The sequence below is a fragment of the Serratia sp. CY32780 genome, assembly GCF_052169135.1.
GTDB classification, from domain to species: domain Bacteria; phylum Pseudomonadota; class Gammaproteobacteria; order Enterobacterales; family Enterobacteriaceae; genus Serratia; species Serratia sarumanii.
Window position 1 is genome coordinate 126,477 of sequence record NZ_JBJNLI010000007.1, and the last position, 20,281, is coordinate 146,757.

A 20,281-nucleotide genomic window follows, 5' to 3' on the forward strand; every position below is an offset into this window, starting at 1 on the left:
TAACTCCCTGTCCCGATTGGCTCGGCCCGACGAAAAGCCAGGTAAGCCGAACACCTGCTCCAGCGTTATTCCGGAGCAAAAAACACGTACCGCAGCCCGGTTATAATGTGCTGGTGAAGGTCTGGCCGGTGCCGCCATAGTCATTGATGATTTGCCAGCTCAGACCGCCTCCTGCGCCATTCGCCGTCGGCAACGGGAAACTGGCGCTCGCCTGCGGCGCTACCATGGTGTTGCCGGTAATGGCGCGGCCATTCAGCTTCAAATTGAAAAAGGTGAGGTAGTAGGGTGAAGGGTTGGTCACCTGCAGACGATCGCCACTGCGCCGCCACGTCACTTTACCGGCCGCCTCCTCCAGATTGCCGGTGAGCCCTTGCGGGCGGTAAATCAACTTGATACGGGTCTTGATGGCGATTTGCAGGGTATTTTCTTTCTTTTCCACCGAGGGGATCGCCTTCACATTCAGCCAATACAGCGACTCTCTGTCCGTCGGTAAATTGCCGCCCGCACGTACCACGCGCAGCAGGTTATTTTGGCCGCCATCCAAGCGAAATAGCGGCGGTGTAATGATAAAAGGCGCTTTCGCGCTATCGCCTTCTTGCGCATCGACCCAGGATTGGATCAGATAAGGCATCGCATCCGGATTACTGATATTCAGAGCAGACTCTTTTTTGCCGCCGTCGTAGATCAGGCGCGTTCCCCCCACTACTACACCGGCCCGTACCGGAGTCCAAAGCGTCATCAGCAACGCCGCCGTCAGCACAAAGTATCCCGCTTTCATTCTCTTTCTTCCCGTTTCCATCACCGATGAATAAGAGCCAGAGAACACGCTCTCTGGCTCATTTTTCTAACTGTTCCGCCGCCGTAACGGCATGGCCTTACTGATAAACGATGGTGAAGTTGGCCGTAGCGTTGGCGCTACCGACGGAAACGTTGTCATAAGCGAAATAGCGCGCAACAAAGCCCAGAACGTTGTCTTTGTTCTCGGCCAGGGTATAGACGCGGGAATCGTTGCCGATATTTAACACGTTGCTGCCGTCGTCCAGCAGTTGCACGCCAATGCCGCCCGCGACCCCGGCGGTGCCGGCGCCGGTCAGTTGCAGCAGCCCGGACTGCCCCTGCACCTGAGTGCCGTCAAAACGCACGGTGGCGCCGGTGACGGTGGCCGGGCAATTTTTCAGCACCAGATTGAACGCCTTGGCACCGGCGGTTTTGGACAGGGTGAACGCATCTTTGGCGATCTTGCCCAGAGCGACCTGCTTGTTTTTGGAATCCGCATCGACGGTGCAAGACTGATCGGTGATGGTGCCAGTAATATTCAGCGCGCCGTCGGCGGCAAATGCAGAAGTGGTAAATGCGGACGCGGTCAATATAGCTACAGCCAACAGATTCTTTTTCATCCTACTTTCCTTAAAATTATGCAAAATGTGCATGGGTTTATTTCCGACATATCCTTAATGTCATTCCTTTTATTTAGTTCCATGAATGGGAAACGTCTTAAGCCAAGTTGATTGATGGATTCTGGCTTATTCACCCAAACGATTCATTTTGAACTAAAGTGACTCCTTTGGATTTTTAAACCAATAAACAGACATTTGTCGGAATTTAAAACCAACCAATTGATGAATAACTGATAAATCAGACTAAAAAACCGAGGTGATAACGCAGTGATTTAAAATCGTGGGGTTTTGAGTAGGATTTTACTTAGATTTCCAGGGATGACACGGCATGCACAAAAAACACAACACATTGTTTTTAAATGATATTTATCTTTATCCTGGAAAGAAGGCATGGGAATATTGACATTGTTTTTACGCGTCCTTACAGTATGTTTCAGTTTAGTTCAAAGTGACTCCTTAACGTTATTAACTTAAATCACACTTACCAAATTTCCTTGAAGCGCTGCGCATTGCTGGCGGTATAAATCACCGTATTCTGGATATTTCGGTGCCCGAGGTAATCCTGAATTAAACGGGTGTCGACACCGCGATCCGCCAATGCAAATCCGCAGCCATGCCGCAGCATGTGCGGGTGCGCATTGACCTCCAATTTAGCCACCTTGCTGTAATGGCGAATCAACCCGTAAATACGTTGACGCGACAGGCGGCCGCCGCGATTGGAAAGAAACAGCCACTCCTGATCTGCCCAGCGGTGCCGCTGACGTTTATCCAACCAGCGCCGCAAACATTGTCTTTCGCGCAGATAAAGCGGATGCACGGTGGAAAAACCATTTTTCAACCGATGCACATAGATATTACCGCCTTCCAGATCGATATCCGACAAACGCCATCCCCCTATTTCACTGGCGCGGCACCCATGAATAAAACACATATAAATCAAACAATAATCGCGTTCTGGATTCTTTCCATGCAGCGTGACCTCAAGCAGTCTCTCCACTTCAGAAGGCGTCAGATGTTTACGATTAGACATACAACCTCATTACTTTGATAGGAAAAATGTGGCTGTCATTTTCCTTTTACATCACCACAATGGACACTCAGGGCAGCCCCTGACATATGGATAGGTTCCTGCATCCAGCGCGGAGTATAACGGATTTGCCGAATGCGAACAGCGCGACAACCGTTATTCTCGCGGCCATCAATCGCCCCTGAGAATCGCTATCGTGAATAATCTGCGCAGCTTTCCGGCCGTATCATAAATAATGAGGCCGCACTGCCGCTATTTTCTTTAGCTTGCATTATCACTTACAAGCGCGATGTAGAGTGAGATTGATAAATTAACCGGCAAAACAAAGAATATTCCTAAAAAATATCGCCACATAATTAACACTCATCATTCATAACATCGCCAAAGGTTGAATAAAAAAACGCCATCCCTGACCATATTAACCTGACGGATAAGCATTAATATTTATGGATATCGATAACTGAGTGAAGCAGGATGCGAAAAGAATGGAATGGACGTTACAACAGACGAAAAACCCAGGCCAGACCCTAGCAAGCGATCGCCTGGGGGGATGAAATTATTGACGGGTTATCAGGTGGCACAATTCGCCGAGGGTCAATTCAGGATGCTCGATAAGCATTTCCGCAGTGAGCGTAATGCCGAATTCTCGCCGAACCAACAACATCAGCTCCATATAATCCAGGCTGTCCAGCCCAAGCTGCTGTAGCGGCATGTCTGCCGACAGCAGCGTTCTCTCCAGCCCTCGGGCTTCATGCAACATGCCGCAAATCGTCTCATATAACCGATGATATTTTTCCATGCGTTCTACCGTTATTCATAGTGATTGCCAAATACCAGCGCCGCATTGGCGCCGCCGAAACCGAAACTGAGGCTCATGACATTACGCAGACGACCATGCCGATGTCCTTCGCGAATATAATCGAGATCGCATGCGGGATCGGTTTCGTGCAAATGGCAGGTTGCCGGCATCATTTGCTGCTGTAACGCTTGCAGGCAGACGATCGCCTCAAAGCTGCCGGATGCGCCAAGCAGGTGCCCGGTATAAGATTTCGTGCTGGAAATCGGTGTGCGATAGGCATCGCACCCCAGCGCCGCCTTGATCGCCTCGGTTTCGTTCACGTCGTTTTGCAACGTAGACGTGCCATGCGCATTGATATAGTCGATTTCATGGCTGCCGAGCCCCGCCTGCTCCAAGGCCCGTCGTAGGGTTTTCACCTTGGCCTGAGGATCCTTCGACGGCGCGGTAAGATCAAAAGCGTCTGAAAAGTTGCCGTATCCTTTGATTTCGCCCAAAATCGTCGCACCGCGCGCTAAAGCCGCTTCCCGTTCCTCAAGGCATAATACGGCGGCCCCTTCCGCCAGGACGAAACCGTTGCGTTCCCGGCTAAACGGGCAGCTGGCTTTGGTGATATCCTTTTGCTCCCGGCTCAACAAACGCAACGCATCCATATTCCAGATCGCGCCGTTGCCGCGCAGCGACTCCGAGGCACCGGCCAGCATCATTGAAGCGCGGCCGCTGCGTATCACCTCAAACGCATCGCCAATCGCGATGCCGCCGGTCGCGCAGGCCGCCGCCGGCGAGCCTTGATAGCCCCGTAGCAACCAATGCTGGCCGCATATGGCGGTCGCGATATTGGGCATCGCGTGAAAACAGCCAAACAGCTGCCCCAATCCGGATTGCAGATAGTCCGCATTGTTTTGCATGATCTCATCCTGGCCGCCCCAGCCACTGCCGATAATCGCTCCGCACTCCAACGACGAATAAAAGTGCGCGGGCCCCACAAAACTGGATGAAAACGCCATTTCGATCGCCTCCGCGGCGGCGGCAAGCGCCAGTCTGGCGAATCTGGGCAAGCGGCGGCTTACCCGTGCGGCAACGCCCTCCAACGGCGGTTCGGCCTCCAGCAAAGCAAAAAAGCGCGCGTGGATCCCCGCCGCCGATTTATCGTGATAACGATAGGCCAGACGGCTGGCCATGATAGCCTGCCAGCTTTGCTGCGCGTTGCCCCCCAGCGCGGTGACGGCACCGTAACCGGTAACCACTACGCGTCTTGTTTTCTCCATGCTTATTCTCCTTGCCCGGATGCGAAAGCCTCGTTGCCGCCCAGCGCCAGCCAGAGTTGCATCGTGGCGTTCAGATAGCGGAATTGCAGTGCCGACAGCGAATTCTCGCTGGCCAACACCGCCTCTTGCGCATCCAGCAGCGTTTGCAGCGCAACGGAACCAGCCTGATATTGATGTCGCGCCAACGCCACGGCTTGTCGACTCATCGCCAGATGCCACCGCTGATTGCCGATTTGCCGCTGTGCTTCCAGGCGTTGTCGCATGGCGTTGTCCACATCGGCCAGCGCACGGTAGACCGCATCGCGAAATTGAATCTCCGCCCGCTGCGCCTGCAACGCCGCTTTGTCGCTGGACAAGCGCATCTTGCGCCATTCGATAAACGGCAGCGTCAACGTGGCGCCCAGCGAGCGCGAAGGTTCACTGAACCACTGGCGGAAAAGTCCGCTGCCGGCATCCAACCCGGCCTCCAGGCTCAGCGCCGGATAAAAACTCAATCTTGCCGCCTCGGCACCGACCAGCGCCGCTCTCAGACGGCGTTCTGCTGCCTGAACATCCGGCCGGCGCGCAATCACCCACGCCGGCTGACGCTGCGCGACAGCTACCTCGTCAAGCGGCAACGAACGCCGTTCGCTATAGCGCAGCAGCGGCGATCGCCCGAACAACAGTGCCAACGAGTTACGCGCATCTTCCCGCTGCCGCTCCAGCTCATGCAGCTGATTCTCTCGCGCCAACAAGCTTTGCTCCGCCTGCAACAGCTCGAATCGGCCAACGTCGCCGGCGGTGTGACGTGCCGCCACCAGCCGCAAAGTTTCACGCGCGATCGCCAGCGCCTGTTGCTGATGGAGGACTTGCTGATTCAAGTCGGCAATCTGCCAGTACCCGCGCGCGGAAGCACCGATCAAGGTCAACGCGGTATTGCGCCGATCCAACTCCGAGGCGACGGCCAGCCATTCGGCCTGTTCACGAATGCGCGCCAGCTTGCCCCATAAATCCAGTTCATAGCTCAGAGAAAGCCCTGCACGGTAGCTTTCCTGCGGCGTAGACGCGCCCCGCAACGCTCGGGTATTGCGGCCGCTCAGGCTGGCGGTGAAATCCGGCGTCAAGTTGCCCTCCGTTAATCCGGCCTCCAACATGGCCTCGCGCCACTGCAATCCGGCCAGCGCCAAATCCTGATTCGCGATCAACACGCCATCGATCAGCGAGGAGAGTTGCGGATCATTGAAGTTTTCCCACCAGGCGACGCCCGCCCGCAGCGAACCGGAACGCTCATCGACCACGCGCCACTGCGGCGGCAGCGACGGTGGCGCCGTGGCGTCGATCGGCCGCCCTCCGCAGGCGCTCAGCGACAGCATCACCAGCCCGTAAACCCAAAGTCGGCTCATTCTCGCGCCAGCGCCTCCACCGGCTGCAGGCGCGCGGCGGTGCGAGCCGGAAAGAACCCGAACCCGACACCGATCAACGCCGAAAATCCACAGGCCAGGAGCAACGGCGGCCAGGTAAAGATCATCGTCACCTGCGGCGCCAATCCGCTCAGAACCCCTTTGACCAGCGCGGCGCAGGCGATCCCCAATACGCCTCCCAAGCTGCAGATCACCACCGCCTCAATCAAAAACTGCCGCATAATGTCCTTCTCGGCGGCGCCCACCGCCATTCGAATACCGATCTCATGGGTCCGTTCCGTCACCGAGACCAGCATGATGTTCATCACCCCCACACCGCCCACCAGCAGCGAGATGGCGGCAATCGCGGTAATCAGCAGTTGCATGGAGCCTGAGGCGCGCTGAATGGATTGCGTCAGCTGATCGTCGGTCAACGTGAAGAAATCACGCCGCCCGTGTTCTACGATCAAACGCCGGGTCGCATCCCGTCCTGCCTCTTCCAGCGTCAGTTTTTCATTCACTCGCATCACAATGGATTCCAGCGGCATATCGCCGGCGATGCGGCCGGTCAGGGAGGTATAGGGCAGCCAGGCAAGCGGTTGAGAGCCGGCGTATTGAGCGCCGCGGCGCTGCGCGACGCCGATCACCCGATAAGGCACGCCCGCGATCAGCACTACCGCGCCTATAGGGTCTTGCCGGGAAGCAAACAGCGCCTGTTTCAGCAAGGGATCAATCACCGCTACCGGTGCGCGCTCACTCAGATCCTGCGCGGTAAACAAGCCGCCGGAAAGCAGGCGAATGCCCTGCGTGCGGAAATACCCTTCGCCGACGCCCATCACGGCAAGCGGCACCTGTTTGCCTTCGCGAACGGCCAGCAGTTGGGTGCCGATCACCGGCGAAACGCTGTCGACGTAAGGCAGCGCAGCCAATAATGCGGCATCCCGCTCGCTCAGCGAGCGCGCAAGGTCGGGCCGCGGTTTCTCCCACCCGAGGCCTGGGCGAATCTCCAGCGTGCTGGTGCCAAGCTGGCTGATTTCCTTGAGAATATTACGCCGCGTGCCTTCTCCGATGGCGATGGCGGAGACCACCGCCGCAATGCCGATAATGATGCCGAGCATCGATAGCAATGCCCGGACCCGGTGCCCCAGCAATGCCCGCCAGGCCATGCCGACGGCCTCTTTCAACGCCGCGCCCGGCGCCATGCGTTTCAGCGGCGCCGCCAGCGGTCGTTCGAACGTAGAAAGATGTCGGGAGGCTTCATGGCGACGATCCGCCACGATCTCGCCGTCGCCGATCTCAATGATCCGCCGCGCCTGTTCGGCGATCCGCCGATCGTGTGTCACGATGACGACGGTATGCCCGATAGCGTTCAGCTCGTGCAAAATGGTCATTAACGCCTGACCGCTGGCGCTATCCAGCGCACCTGTCGGTTCGTCGGCCAAAATAATTTCCGCGCCGTTCATCAGGGCTCGAGCAATACTGACCCGCTGCTGTTGCCCACCGGAGAGCTGCGCCGGACGATGACCGCCGCGCTGCGCCAACCCGAGCCGGGCCAGCAAATGCGCTGCCCGCAGGCGGCGTTCGGCGGCCGGCATGGCGGTATACAACGCCGGGATCGCCACATTCTCACCGGCGGTCAGATAGGGCATCAGGTGATAGCGCTGGAAGATAAAGCCGATATGCCGGCTGCGAAGCTGCGCCAGGCGATCGGCGTCGGCTTGCCCAATAGCCACCCCGTTGATGTGCACGTCGCCCTGAGAAGGTTTGTCCAGACAGCCGATGATGTTCATCAACGTCGATTTTCCGGAACCGGAGGCGCCGACGATAGCAACCATTTCCCCCCGTTGAATGCTCAGGGAAACGCGCTTGAGGACCGCAATTTTCTGCTCCCCCGCCTGAAACTCGCGCGAGACGTTATCCAACGCAATGATGGGAGCGGTGTTAACTGACATCAGCGCCCTCCTCCACATCAGGCTGTTGCTCCAGCAGCACCTGCTCTCCTGCGTTCAGCCCTTCCAACACTTCGGCATAGCGGCGATCGCGGGTACCGATACGCACGCGGCGCACCACCGTTTGCCCGCCTTCCAGCACCTTGACCTGATAGCTTCCTTCATCCAATGCCGCGCCCAGCGCAGCCATCGGTACCCGCACCACCCCCTGTGCGCGTTCGGTCATGATGAATACCTGCGCCGTCATCGAGGTGCGCAATCGACGCTCGCCGTTGGCGACGGCAAACACGCCGTTGTAATACACCGCCGCCGTTTGCTGGCTTGAATTCCTGCCCAGCGGGTCGGTTTCCAGCGCCTCCGCCGGCGCCTGCTGTATCGCGCCCATCGCTCCCTCATAGCGGCGGCGGGGATCGGCGGCGACGTAAAACCACAGCGGCTGCCCCGTCTTCACCTGCAAGATGTCATTTTCCGATATGCGGGTATGCACCATCATCGTATCCACGTCTGCCATCACCAAAATGGTCGGCGCGCTTTGCGACGAGACGATGGTTTGCCCTTCCTGGGTGACGATGCCCAGCACCTCGCCGTCGATAGGGGCGGTAATACGGGTAAAAGCCAGATTGGCCCTGGCGGTTTCCTGCGCCACTTCGGCCTGGACGATCTGCGACTCGTTCACTTTCAACTGCGCCAGTTGCGCGTCGTGCTGCGCCTGCGCTTTTTCCAAATCGCTGGCCACGCCGGCGCGGTCTCGCGCCAGCGCTCTTTGCCGCTTCAGCTCCAGCTGGTACTGCTTCAGCTGTGCCTGGCTCGCCAGTTTCTGCGCCTGTGCGCTGCGTAATTCAGCCTGTGACTTGCGCAGTTCGTTAAGCTGCAGCGTCGGATCGATCTCGGCCAACAGCTGCCCCTGGATCACCCTGTCACCCTGTTTGACATACAGTTTTTTCAACTGCCCGTTGACCTGCGCGCCCACGTTCACCTGCCGAAGCGGTTTCAGAATCCCGGTCGCCAACACGCTTTTTTCGATGTCACCGCGCTCAACGCGCGCCGTTTGCGGTGGTTGCGTGTCAGGGGGCCGATTCAGCAACGACAGCCCGCCAAGCAACGCCGCCAAAACGACCATCGCCAACACCACTCGCCGCCAGCGTCTCTTTCCGGGCACCTCACTCCACCTCTGCACAATCATTCATCCTGGCGTCGTCGGTGGGCTCAGCCACCAGCCGCCCCTGCGACATGCGCAAGACCCGATCGAATAACGGCAACAGCCGCGGATTATGGGTGACCGTCACCAGGGTTTTACGGTTTTCACGGCAATGCGCCACCAGAGCCGACATCACCGCCGCCGCGGTCTTTTCATCCAGATTCGCCGTCGGTTCGTCCAGCACCAACACCGGGCAACGGCTGTACATGGCGCGCGCCAGCAACAGACGCTGCCGCTGCCCCAGCGACAGCCCGGCATGGCTCTCCCGCACCAGGGCGTTCACGCCCCCCGGCAGCTGCGCCACCGCGTCCGCCAGCCCCAAACTGCGCAACGCCTGTTCCACCTGCCGTTGCTGGCCCGGCGCCGACGGCGCGAACAGCGTGATGTTCTGCAACACCGAGGCGTTGAACAGAATGTCCTCCTGGCTTTGCAGGAAGAACAGCCGCTGCGCGGCGGCACTTGCCAGTACGCGCCCATCCAGCGTCAGCTCCCCCTGCTGCGGCGTCAGCAGGCAGGCGAGCACCTTCAGCAACGTGCTCTTGCCCGCGCCGGAACCGCCGCAAATGGCGATGCACTCGCCACGCTCCAGCGTCAGCGACAAATCGCGCAACACCGGTTGACCGGCGTCGTAAGCGAAGGCCACCCCCCGATACGCCAACCGCGCGGCAAAATGGCTCACGCTTTCGTCCGCAGACTGGGCCCGAGCGGATACCGCAGGAAACAGATCCCGCGCGCGTTCATCGATGACGTGCAGCTGGTTTTTCTGCAAAACGGCAAAAAAGATCTTGCTGCTGTACGAAGTAAAGATTTCGCGCAAAAAGCTGTAGGCGAAGAATGCCCCCAGACTGAGTTCGCCCTCCTTGAGCAGCGGCAACGCCAGCAGCATGAACAACACCATCTCCAGACTGCCGATCAGCTGGTAAATGCTGCCTTTTATCTGTTCATAGATCTTTTGCTGCTGCAGGCAATTGAACAGCGAGCGGGCATGTTCGGCGAACCCTTCCTGCCGCTGGCCGGCCAGGCCGGCTGATTTGATGGTCGAAAACCCCTGGATGGTTTCCAGGATGAAGTCATTTTGCACCGCGCCTCGCACCTGCAGCTGCTGGGTGTAATGCCGATCGCGGTAGATGGCCCATACGCTGACCGCCCCCATCAGCAGCACGCCGACAACCGGCACCAGCGCCAGCATCGGGCTCAGGTAGCACATCACCGCCAGCGCGATGGCGCCGATGATCCAGTCGGTGCGCAGGCCGTTGTCCAGTTCGATTTTCTGGCCGGCGGCCATCTGCCAGCTGGTGAAACGGCTGAAGATCTCGCCGGGGGCGCGCTTGCTGAAGAAATTGAGTGAGTTTTCCAGCAGGCGAGAAAAACCGGCGGCGCCGTGCAACAACACGAAATTTTTGATGAAGCGTTCGGTGAGGGTGCGCGCAATCAGCGCCAACGCCGTGGACGCCACAAACGCCAGCAGATAATAGGCGTAGGGGAACGCGACCTCGCCGGCCATGGCGAACACCTGATTGATCGCGCTGGCGACCATCATCGGCATGATGAACAGCGTCAGTGAGATAAAAAACGTCATCGCCGCCAGGCGATAGATGCCGGCGATGCCGGCGGTATCCTTCAGGCTTAAGCTGGCGAAAGCGCTGCGGCGGTGGCTGCGCCGGGCCGGGACGGTGGCCAGCAAATCATCGCGATCCAGCACCAACGCATAACCGCTGATTTCTGCTTTCAGAGCGGCGTACGGCAGCAACTGCTGCCCCAACGCCGGGTTCATTACGCACACGTACCCCCCCTGGCGATACGCCAATAACACATAGTGGCCCGCGCCGTAATGCAAAATGGCCGGTAACGGCAGCGCCGCCAGATCCCGGTGCTCGAACGCCACCGGATAAGCCGGTAGCGCCAGCTCTCCCAAAATGGCGCACAGCGTCGCCAGCGAAGTGCCGTGCTGCGAAGCGGGATAACGCTCCCGCAGCTCCGTCAACGGTGCGCGAATGCCCTGAGTTTCCGCCAGCATGGCGATGCAGGCCAGCCCGCACTCATTGATTTCGCTCTGCAAGACCGGCGTAGGAAGGGTATTTTCCATACGTTGTGATATCCCTGACTTATTCGTTAATAAAAAATAAAGAGTGCGAATGCCATAGCAGCCAATCATCCGCATGCCGCCGGAGGGTTCGCTCGACGATCGCCGGCATGGCGCGGCCGACCCGATCTGCGGCGACAGGTTCTTCAATGTGAATGCGGATGCCGCGATCGAAATAAAGCGAATAGAACACCACCTGAGCCTGCAACGCCCGGGACAGCCGAACGATGCCGCTGTGCAAATGCGCCGGCCGGCCGAACAAATGACAGGCCAATTTGGCCGCCACATCCTGATTGCTGTGCAGGGTGTAATCCGGCGTGATGTCGGGGAAGAGGATGATGTTGCGCCGATGTTCCGCCGCTTCCAGCATCGCCTGCGACAAGGTGCCGGCGATGTGCCGCGGGTCGTCGTGAATCGAGCAATAGTCGAGCCGCTGCCGCCATTCGTCTTCCGGCGATCGCCGCGCAAACGCCTGCACATCGCCGGAAACGATCACCGTGGCCCGCCCGGGATAAACGCCCGCGCCGACCAGCGTCGCCAACACGTCGGAGACCGTATGCATCGGCGCCAGCAGCACCGGCACGCCCGCGCGATGCAGCGGTTCCACGACCTGATCAAGCTGCGCGGAACAGTGCGCCAAATGCTTCATCAGCGCCGCATTGCGGGCAGAGACCGCCGCCATGTCGAGCCACTGCCGCCGCTGCATCAGCCAGGCGAAGTCCAGCTTGCCTTCACCCAACAGGCTTTGGCGGTTCGCCAGCGCTACCGCATGCCGGTGGCGAAAGCGGCGCTGCGGCCTGCTTCCCCTCAACCGCCGGCGCACCGCCAGCCACAGGCGATAGTCCACGCGCCGCAGCAGGGCACACGTCAGGCGGTTGCCCATCCCGGCACCGGCAGCCGATAAGCGGGCCATCGCGTCCAGGCCGTTGCGCCAGGCCAAATACCCCCGAACCGCGAGCAGGCGCATCAGGGGACCAGCGGTTTATCGTGCTGCAACAGCGACAGCAGCTGCCGGCTGAAAGCGGAAAACTCGCGATCTTGCAGCGCCAGCCATTTGCGATTGACGATAAAACTGGGGGTCGCGTTGATCTGGTAATAGCGGCTTACCGCCGTCATATGCGCCAACAACGCCTTGACCCGCTCTGACTCTCTGGCCTGCCGATAGGCAGCCTCATCGATACCGTTGGCCGTCAGCCAGGCGCTGAGCTGCTTGTCGTCCGCCAGGTTGAGGTTTTCTTTGATAATGGCGCGATAAGCGGCGGGGCGATGCTGTGCTTCGATCCCCATGATCGTCAGCGTGGCGAACAGGGGCGCAAAGGCCGCCATGCCGGCTTGACTGTCGTCGCTGAGGTGCAAGCGCACCAATTTGGCGCCCGCCGGCAAACGTTTTTCCAGCTCTGCCACGCCGCTTTCGTTGACTTCACAATAGTGGCAGGCGTAAGAGAAGACTTCGACAATGGTATTATCGTCTTGCAACGGGCTTTGTTCGATTTTTTCCGGGGAGATAAAACTCAGGCTTTCCGCCTCCGCCGGTTGCATGACGTAATGTTGAAAATAAAATGCGGTCAAAAAAGAAGAGGCAAAAATAATAACGAGCGTGTAGCCGATAAAAAGCAAGGGACGTTTATACATAACGGACGCATCCTGCGTATATATTAATATTCACCCGGCAGAGTGAATACATGAAAAAGAGTTAATGCCGTAAATAATGAGAACGTAAGACGACTTTTTCGCCGGTATCAGGCGGGACAGCGCGAACGCTGCCCGCCTGCCCACCGCTAATCTAAATGCAGGGGGTCAACCCGCATCAGCTTGGCGTGGTTGGGTTAGACGGGCAGCTTGCTACCGGCGCCGGGTAATAAGACTTCTGTACGCCACCGAATTTGTTCGCACAGGTTTTCACCAGCTGGCAGGTGCGGTTGTTGCCGCTGCCCACCCAGGCAAATTCCTTGGTACAAACAAAAGTACCGCCGACGATGTTTTCCGCTTCTGACAGATTGATTTTTTTCATTACAATATCCTTATTTATATTAAAACATAAACACACTACCCATTACCCTGTCGGCAGACAGAGCAATCCTTCAATACATTTCAAAACTATTTAACCAATAACAATGAGAGCGCTTCGGGAAAAAGCATAGCCATCCCAAACGAGCAGATCAATACAATTATTTACACTGCAAGTTAAAGTTAATCGAATAAGTAACGCTCGATTACAGGACTATTCCAATTTAAATAAGACTAAAAACAAGAAAAGTAGACTAAAACCGGTTACAGCAAGAAAAATAAAAAAGGATAATTCTCAGTAAAATGAAAAAACAAATAAGAAAAATTCAGATCCGACCAGTTGGTGACGACGTGCGACACGCTGAAAAGATTGCTTCCTGGCGCGCCGGATTTACACTGGGACAAAAGGACTCTCACTCTACAGGATGCCCATGCTCGCCACCCACGAATACGCCAACGACCTGATTCTGTTCGCCCTGATCGTCGACTGCGGCTCGTTCAGCAAGGCCGCGGAGAGCGCCGGCATCACCAGCTCGGTGGTCAGTAAACGCATCGGGCGGCTGGAAAAATCGCTGGGCGCCCGTCTGCTGTACCGCACCACGCGCAGCCTGACGCTGACCGAAAGCGGCCAGGCGCTCTACCAGCAGGCCAAAGAGATTGGCGCCAAAGTGCAGGAGGCGCTGTACGCCGTCAGCGAAAAGAGCGAAGAGTTGACCGGCACCATTCGCATGTCGGTGCCGACCATTTCGGGCGAGCTGCTGCTGAGCGAGAGCGTGGCGGAATTTTGCGCTCTGCATCCCAGCCTGAAAGTCGAGATGCGGCTGGAAAACCGCTTTGCCGATCTGGTGGAAGAAGGCATCGATCTGGCGATCCGCACCGGCACCATGCCGGATTCGAGCCTGATTGCCCGGCCGATCTTCGATTCCCGCTGGGTGATCGTCTGCTCGCCGGGGTATCTGGAAAGCCACCCGGAACCGCGCTGCGCCGAAGACCTGCTCGGCCACAACTGCCTGACCTACACCTATCAGGAGAGCGGCACCGCCAACTGGCTGATGAAGCGGCCGGGGCGCAACGACATCTACGAGCTGCAGGTTAACGGCAACCTGTCGGCCAACAATGCGCGGGCGATCCGCAAAGCGGTGATCGGCGGCCACGGCATCGCCATGGTGCCACGCTGCATGGTGTATGAAGATTTGCAGGACGGCAAACTGACGGAGATCCTGGCCGGCCACTGCGGCAAGGTATTGGGCATTTACGCCGTCTATCCTTACACCCGCAATCTGCCGTTAAAAACCCGTCTGCTGATCGAGCATATCATCGGTTCCTACCAAAATATCAGCCACTATTTTTGAATTGTCCTCGCTGATTATTTCCCCGCGGCCGCAAAAGGCCGCGGAGATTACGGCATTTTTGGACATAATCTATTGAACATTACCGCTTAATTAATGTGAACCTGCGCATTCATCACACAATAATACTTTCTATCAATCTGATTTTTAAGCAGTTAATTCACCCCTTCTATCGGCAATGTTTCCACGGCCGGCGCCGTTCGCCGATGTTAAAAAAAATACCGCATGGCATCGTCGTCGACGTTGTGATTAGAATGAAATGTTGCGCTAATTAACCTTTCAGCTACATATCTCTGCCCATAAAAATAATAACCCTGAGGATCTTATGCCCCTGTTTTTCAGTATTGCGCCCATCGTCCTGCTGATTTGGATGATGACCAAAAGGAATGGCGTGCCCTCTTATCTCGCCCTGCCGCTGACGGCCGCCGTGGTCTACGCCGTACAGCTCCTGTGGTTCGATGCCTCGCTGCGGCTGCTGCATGCCAATATCATCACCGCGCTGGTATCGACGCTGACGCCGATCACCATCATCGCCGGCGCCATCCTGCTCAACAAACTGATGCAGGTAAGCGGCGCGGAGAACGTAGTGCGCCGCTGGCTGGAAACCATCAGCCCCAATCCCGTGGCCCAGCTGATGATTATCGGCTGGGCGTTCGCCTTTATGATTGAGGGCGCCAGCGGCTTCGGCACCCCGGCCGCCATCGCCGCGCCGATTCTGGTCGGGCTGGGCTTCAACCCGCTGCGCGTCGCCCTGCTGACGCTGGTGATGAACTCGGTGCCGGTCTCCTTCGGCGCCGTGGGCACCCCCACCTGGTTCGGCTTTGCCAACCTCGGCCTGTCGGACGCCAGCCTGCTGGAGATCGGCCGGCAGACCGCGCTGATCCATTTTGTCGCCGGCTTCGTCATTCCTCTGCTGGCGCTGCGCTTTATCGTTTCCTGGCAGGATATCCGCCGCAACCTGCCGTTTATCCTGCTCAGCGTGCTGAGCTGCACCCTGCCCTATCTGCTGCTGGCCCAGGTGAACTATGAATTCCCGGCGCTGGTCGGCGGCGCCATCGGCCTGGCGCTGTCGGTGCTGCTGGCACGCGGCGGCATCGGCCTCGCCCGCAGCGACAAACCGCAGAGCGCCGGGCAGGCGGTGCCGTTCTTGCAGGTGGTCAAGGCCATGACCCCAACCCTGCTGCTGATTGCTATCCTGATAGTGACGCGCATCCATCAGCTGGGCCTGAAGGCGCTGCTCAACAACACCGCGCTGCTGTGGCAGGAAAACCTCGGCTGGCTCGGGGAGCTGCGCATCAGCCGGGCGCTGATCGTCGAACTGCAGCAGGTGCTGGGTACCTCCGCCGCTGCCGGCTACAAAACGCTGTATGTCCCGGCGCTGATCCCGTTCCTGCTGGTGGTGCTACTGTGTATTCCGCTGTTCCGCCTGAATGGCGACCAGGTGCGGCAAATGTTCAGCGAAACCGGCGGGCGCGTCGCACGGCCCTTTATCGCCCTGTTCGGCGCGCTGGTGATGGTCAACCTGATGATGCAGGGCGGCGACAACGCGCCGGTGATCCTGATCGGCAAAGCGTTGGCGGCGCTGACCGGCGAGAGCTGGCTGCTGTTCTCGTCGTTCCTCGGCGCGCTGGGCTCGTTCTTCTCCGGTTCCAATACCGTCTCGAACCTGACCTTCGGCGGCATTCAGCAGTCGATCGCCCAGAGCAGCGGCCTTGACGTCAATCTGACGCTGGCCTTGCAGTCCGTCGGTGGCGCCATGGGCAACATGGTGTGCCTGAACAACATTATCGCCGTCTGTTCGATCCTCGGGATCGGCAACGCCGAAGGCAAAATCATCAGAAAGACCGTGCTGCCGATGCTGGCGTACGGCGGGATTGCGGCCGGTATGGCAGCGATCCTCACGCTCTGACTGAACACTCGTTATCGCAAGCAAGACAAGAAGGTAAACACTATGATCATCTCCGCGTCAACCGACTACCGGGCCGCCGCCCAGGCCAAACTGCCACCGTTTCTGTTTCACTACATCGACGGCGGGGCCTACGCGGAGCATACGCTGAAGCGCAATACCGCAGATCTGGCCGATATTGCCCTGCGCCAGCGCGTGCTGCGCAATATGTCCGAACTCAGCCTGCAGACCACGCTGTTCGGCGAGCAGCTGGCGATGCCGGTGGCGCTGGGGCCGGTGGGGCTGACCGGCATGTACGCCCGCCGCGGCGAAGTACAGGCCGCGCGCGCCGCGGCTAAAAAAGGCATTCCGTTCACGCTGTCCACCGTGTCGGTCTGCCCGATCGAAGAGGTGGCGCCGGCGATCGATCGGCCGATGTGGTTCCAGCTCTACGTGCTGAAAGATCGCGGCTTTATGCGCAATGCGCTGGAGCACGCCAAGGCCGCCGGCGTGAAAACGCTGGTGTTCACCGTCGACATGCCGGTGCCCGGCGCCCGTTACCGCGACGCCCACTCGGGGATGAGCGGCCCTAATGCCGCCCTGCGCCGCGTGCTGCAGGCGTTTGCGCATCCGCAGTGGGCCTGGGATGTCGGCCTGCTCGGCAAGCCGCACGATCTGGGCAACGTCTCGGCCTACCGCGGTAAACCGACCAGCCTGGAAGACTACATCGGCTGGCTGGGTGCCAACTTCGATCCGTCGATTTCCTGGAAAGATCTGGAGTGGATCCGTGAATTCTGGGACGGCCCGATGATCATCAAAGGCATTCTCGATCCGGAAGACGCCAAAGACGCGGTGCGCTTCGGCGCCGACGGCATCATCGTCTCCAACCACGGTGGCCGCCAGCTGGACGGCGTGCTGTCGACCGCGCGCGCCATGCCGGCGATCGCCGACGCGGTGAAAGGCGACATTACCCTGCTGGCCGACTCCGGCATCCGCAGCGGCCTGGACGTGGTGCGCATGATCGCGCTGGGCGCCGACAGCGTGCTGCTGGGCCGCGCCTTCGTCTATGCGCTGGCGGCGGCCGGCGAAGCCGGGGTGGCTAACTTGCTGGATCTGATCGACAAGGAAATGCGCGTCGCCATGACGCTCACTGGCGCGAAAACCATCGCGGAAATCAACGCCGGATCGCTGGTCAGAAACGCCTGAATCAAAGCGGCTGCACGCCTTCCGGGTAGGCGTTATAGCTCATCTTGCTGATGAAGGCCCCGGCCGGTGACACCAACACCCGGCCGGCGGCGTCCAGCCCGAGGAAGGTGCCGGTGCAGCGCCCGGAAATAAAGTCGAAGAAGAACACCGAGCACACCGGGATGATCTTTTCCCGGAAGGTGAACAGGAACATCTCGTCCTCAAACTTGTAGTAGGTGGCGTAGTCCATGTCGCCGTGGCCGAATTGTTCGCCGCGCAGATTTTGCCAGGCGTAGCGCTCGGTGTTGACATAGAAATGTTCGTAATAGTGGTTGGGGCTGTAGACATTCAGCGTGCGATAGCCGATAAGCTCGCGGGTCAGATGCGGCGCGACGCCACCCGGCGTGGCGCCGACAATCCGGCCGACGTGGAAGCTTTGCTTGAGGCGGGATCCCTTTTCCACCGCCTGTTCCGGCAACAGCGTGCTGCGCACCAGCAGCGCCCGGCCGCTGTCACGATTGAGTACCAGCGTCAGGCACTCGTTGCCCGGCGACTGCAGCGGAATATTGAAGAAATAGCGCGCGGCGGAGGTTTGCACCTCTTCGTAAGCGTCCTCGCCGCTCTCCCCGCCCCAGGCCCACAGCACCCGCTGCCGATCGGCGCTGAAGCGCAACGTGATTTCCCCGCTGCTTTCAAAAGCGATCTGCAGCGTTTTGCCGCGCCAATCCTGAGTGCCCGGCAGCCGGTTAGTGTCGATACCGCGCGCAAAATCGTCGTAATTCTTCCAGTCCGGTTCGGCATTCTGATTCAGTACGGATTGTTCTGCTGACATCTTCGCTCTCCTTGATTGAATGGGATGAAAACCGCCTCAAACGTCGGCGACGCCCGCCGGTTTCACCGCTCTGCGGCTCACCACCGCAGGTGCAGTTTCATCGAGAAAACAACTCAGTACGCCGGCGCACACGGCGCCGGTAGCCGCCAGCCACATCACGCTGACCAGCCCATAGCGATCGGCGATCAGCCCGGCGATAAACGGCGCCAGACAGCCGCCAATCACCTCGCCAATCCCCATCACCAGCCCCAACGCGGTGGCGATGCGGGCCGGCGACACCGTTTCAGACGGGATGGTGGCCATAAACAGCGTGAAGCAGCCAAGGCCGGTATAAGACAGGAACACCAGCACGCCCAGCAGCCACGGGTTATCGACGTAGCTGAGGAACAGCGGGCAGCACACCGCCAGCAGCGAAAAGAAGATCAGCGTCGGCTTGCGGCCAAGGCGATCGGAAATCGCCGGCACCGCCACGCCCCAAAACACCCAGGCGGCGCCGATGGCGCTCATGATGCCGCCCATCGTGCCCTCGCTGAAGCCGCGGTCGGTCACCAAAAAGTTGGGGGTGAAGGTAATGATGATCATGAACCAGGTGACGAACACGCAGGAGATCAGAATGCACAGCGCTACGTTCTTGATTTTAAACAGCTCGCCGTAAGCGCCTTTGTTCGCCGCCTTGTCGGCCGCCGGCGCGGCGCTGAAAGCGGGATCCTTCTTGCCGTTCACATAACGATAGATCAGCCACGCCAGAATGATGCCCGGCACGGCGGTCAGGTGAAACGCCATGCTCCAGCCCCACTTCTGCGCCAGATAGATGATCAGCGGCGGCGCGATAATACCGCCCAACAATCCCGGCGCCGCCCCCTGGATCAGCCCCATATTGAAGCCGCGGCGCTGCGGCTGCGATTTTTCCACCATCAGCGATTGCGCGATCGGCAGCACCGGCCCTTCGGCGATCCCCATCAGCCCGCGGAAGATCAATAACATGGCAAAGCCGCTGACCAGCCCCGACAGCGCGGAGAACAGCGAAAACACCAGGATCGACAGGATCAGCATCGGTTTGCGGATATTAAAGCGATCGGCAATCGCCCCCAGCCCCGCGCCAGATAGCGCCCAGGTCAATGCCAGCACCGCCGACAGCGTGCCAAGATGCACGTTGCTCAGCTTCAAATCGGCGGCAATCATCGGAAACAGAAAAGAGATGGTCAGACGATCGACGAACACGCAGCCGAAAACGAAAAACAAAATGATCAGCAATCGGTTCTCTTCGCTCAATCGCGAGCGCTGTCCTGGCGAATTATTCATAGCGTCATTGGTCCATAAGTTAACTTATAAATGGCGAGCGGCCATGGCATAAGTCGGTTAAGCGCTCGGCCAAGAGAGATATTGGCCATCGGTCACGATAACAACTCATTAACATGTTAATGATATAAACTTATCTCAAGCTACGGGCATGTCAAACAGCCGTTGAAAACGGCGACGGAGAGGCAATTCAGGTATTTTTCACAGAACGCGAATGACATGAAAATAAATCAACATCATGTTTTTAATGATTTAAATAAAATTAAACGGCACTTTTTACTTTTATCGAAAAAGCCAAAACGCGCTGATTTATAAACAGGTTAATAAATAAAACTTAACTCCTGCTTATAAATGGACGGTATTTCCCTTTTCATCAGCCGCATTACCCCGTCCTCTTTATTATTTGAATCCGTTTGCTTTATAGCGGCTATAACGAGAACTATTAACTCCATTGTGTTAATCAATAATCACGCAATGACATTATCAATGCTGAATGATAATAAAAGCGCAGGCCGTGACAGGAATCACAAACAGACCGCCCCTTAACGCCCTGGTAGCGGGTTATTACCGGCGCGGCTAGCTTATGCCAACTCGATCCAACCCCGGATGGGAAAACAACGGCATGAT

The 20,281-nt window shown here is 58.3% G+C and carries 17 protein-coding genes; 3 read left to right on the plus strand and 14 right to left on the minus strand.

Annotated features, from left to right (window positions below):
• Positions 1 to 100: 100 nt before the first annotated feature.
• The 12 genes from ACJ8HH_RS22130 to ACJ8HH_RS22185 form a co-directional block, all read right to left on the minus strand.
• Positions 101 to 778, minus strand: coding sequence for a fimbrial biogenesis chaperone (locus ACJ8HH_RS22130; protein ID WP_033635793.1), 678 nt, complete (start codon positions 776 to 778; stop codon positions 101 to 103).
• A gap of 97 nt (positions 779 to 875) precedes the next feature.
• The gene (locus tag ACJ8HH_RS22135; RefSeq protein WP_033635794.1) at positions 876 to 1,397 is read right to left on the minus strand and encodes a fimbrial protein; all 522 of its coding nucleotides are present in this window, start codon (positions 1,395 to 1,397) and stop codon (positions 876 to 878) included.
• A gap of 481 nt (positions 1,398 to 1,878) precedes the next feature.
• A complete protein-coding gene (locus tag ACJ8HH_RS22140; RefSeq protein ID WP_033635795.1) occupies positions 1,879 to 2,427 on the minus strand; it encodes a tyrosine-type DNA invertase in 549 nt (182 codons plus the stop codon).
• A gap of 553 nt (positions 2,428 to 2,980) precedes the next feature.
• A complete protein-coding gene (locus ACJ8HH_RS22145) occupies positions 2,981 to 3,223 on the minus strand; it encodes an acyl carrier protein (protein ID WP_033649480.1) in 243 nt (80 codons plus the stop codon).
• 11 nt (positions 3,224 to 3,234) lie between these two features.
• Positions 3,235 to 4,488 carry a beta-ketoacyl-[acyl-carrier-protein] synthase family protein gene (locus ACJ8HH_RS22150; protein WP_048321910.1) on the minus strand — a complete coding sequence of 418 codons (1,254 nt, stop codon included), beginning with the start codon at positions 4,486 to 4,488 and terminating at the stop codon, positions 3,235 to 3,237.
• A gap of 2 nt (positions 4,489 to 4,490) precedes the next feature.
• On the minus strand, positions 4,491 to 5,870 hold the full coding sequence (locus ACJ8HH_RS22155; protein WP_060452051.1) for an efflux transporter outer membrane subunit: 1,380 nt from the start codon (positions 5,868 to 5,870) through the stop codon (positions 4,491 to 4,493).
• A complete protein-coding gene (locus ACJ8HH_RS22160) occupies positions 5,867 to 7,819 on the minus strand; it encodes an ABC transporter permease (RefSeq protein WP_060452052.1) in 1,953 nt (650 codons plus the stop codon). The genes ACJ8HH_RS22155 and ACJ8HH_RS22160 overlap by 4 nt, the downstream gene beginning before the upstream one ends.
• Complete coding sequence (locus tag ACJ8HH_RS22165; RefSeq protein WP_060452053.1) at positions 7,809 to 8,999, minus strand: efflux RND transporter periplasmic adaptor subunit; 1,191 nt, start codon at positions 8,997 to 8,999, stop codon at positions 7,809 to 7,811. The genes ACJ8HH_RS22160 and ACJ8HH_RS22165 overlap by 11 nt, the downstream gene beginning before the upstream one ends.
• Positions 8,977 to 11,100, minus strand: coding sequence for a peptidase domain-containing ABC transporter (locus ACJ8HH_RS22170; protein ID WP_060452054.1), 2,124 nt, complete (start codon positions 11,098 to 11,100; stop codon positions 8,977 to 8,979). The genes ACJ8HH_RS22165 and ACJ8HH_RS22170 overlap by 23 nt, the downstream gene beginning before the upstream one ends.
• 19 nt (positions 11,101 to 11,119) lie before the next feature.
• A complete protein-coding gene (locus ACJ8HH_RS22175) occupies positions 11,120 to 12,064 on the minus strand; it encodes an ABC transporter (RefSeq protein ID WP_049212607.1) in 945 nt (314 codons plus the stop codon).
• Positions 12,064 to 12,729: a DsbA family protein gene (locus ACJ8HH_RS22180; RefSeq protein ID WP_060452055.1), complete on the minus strand. Its 666-nt coding sequence runs from the start codon at positions 12,727 to 12,729 to the stop codon at positions 12,064 to 12,066. The genes ACJ8HH_RS22175 and ACJ8HH_RS22180 overlap by 1 nt, the downstream gene beginning before the upstream one ends.
• Positions 12,730 to 12,904: 175 nt before the next feature.
• Positions 12,905 to 13,108 carry a DUF4762 family protein gene (locus ACJ8HH_RS22185; protein WP_033635804.1) on the minus strand — a complete coding sequence of 68 codons (204 nt, stop codon included), beginning with the start codon at positions 13,106 to 13,108 and terminating at the stop codon, positions 12,905 to 12,907.
• A 427-nt stretch (positions 13,109 to 13,535) separates the two neighbouring features.
• Between ACJ8HH_RS22185 and ACJ8HH_RS22190 the strand changes: the two genes are divergently transcribed.
• The 3 genes from ACJ8HH_RS22190 to lldD all read left to right on the plus strand — a co-directional run bounded on the left by ACJ8HH_RS22190 (position 13,536) and on the right by lldD (position 17,544).
• Positions 13,536 to 14,456 (plus strand): LysR family transcriptional regulator, encoded by a 921-nt coding sequence (locus ACJ8HH_RS22190; protein WP_033654085.1) that lies wholly within the window; start codon positions 13,536 to 13,538, stop codon positions 14,454 to 14,456.
• Positions 14,457 to 14,778: 322 nt separating this feature from the next.
• Entirely contained in the window at positions 14,779 to 16,362 is a 1,584-nt protein-coding gene (locus ACJ8HH_RS22195) for an L-lactate permease (protein WP_060452056.1), read from the plus strand.
• 42 nt (positions 16,363 to 16,404) lie between these two features.
• Positions 16,405 to 17,544, plus strand: coding sequence for an FMN-dependent L-lactate dehydrogenase LldD (lldD, locus tag ACJ8HH_RS22200; protein WP_060452057.1), 1,140 nt, complete (start codon positions 16,405 to 16,407; stop codon positions 17,542 to 17,544).
• Position 17,545: 1 nt separating this feature from the next.
• Here the strand turns inward: lldD and ACJ8HH_RS22205 are convergent, their stop codons facing one another.
• Together ACJ8HH_RS22205 and ACJ8HH_RS22210 are read right to left on the minus strand one after the other, a co-directional pair.
• Positions 17,546 to 18,355, minus strand: a complete 810-nt coding sequence (locus ACJ8HH_RS22205; protein WP_033649468.1) for a MoaF C-terminal domain-containing protein — start codon at positions 18,353 to 18,355, stop codon at positions 17,546 to 17,548.
• Positions 18,356 to 18,391: 36 nt separating this feature from the next.
• A complete protein-coding gene (locus ACJ8HH_RS22210; RefSeq protein WP_080281317.1) occupies positions 18,392 to 19,609 on the minus strand; it encodes an MFS transporter in 1,218 nt (405 codons plus the stop codon).
• Positions 19,610 to 20,281 lie beyond the last annotated feature (672 nt).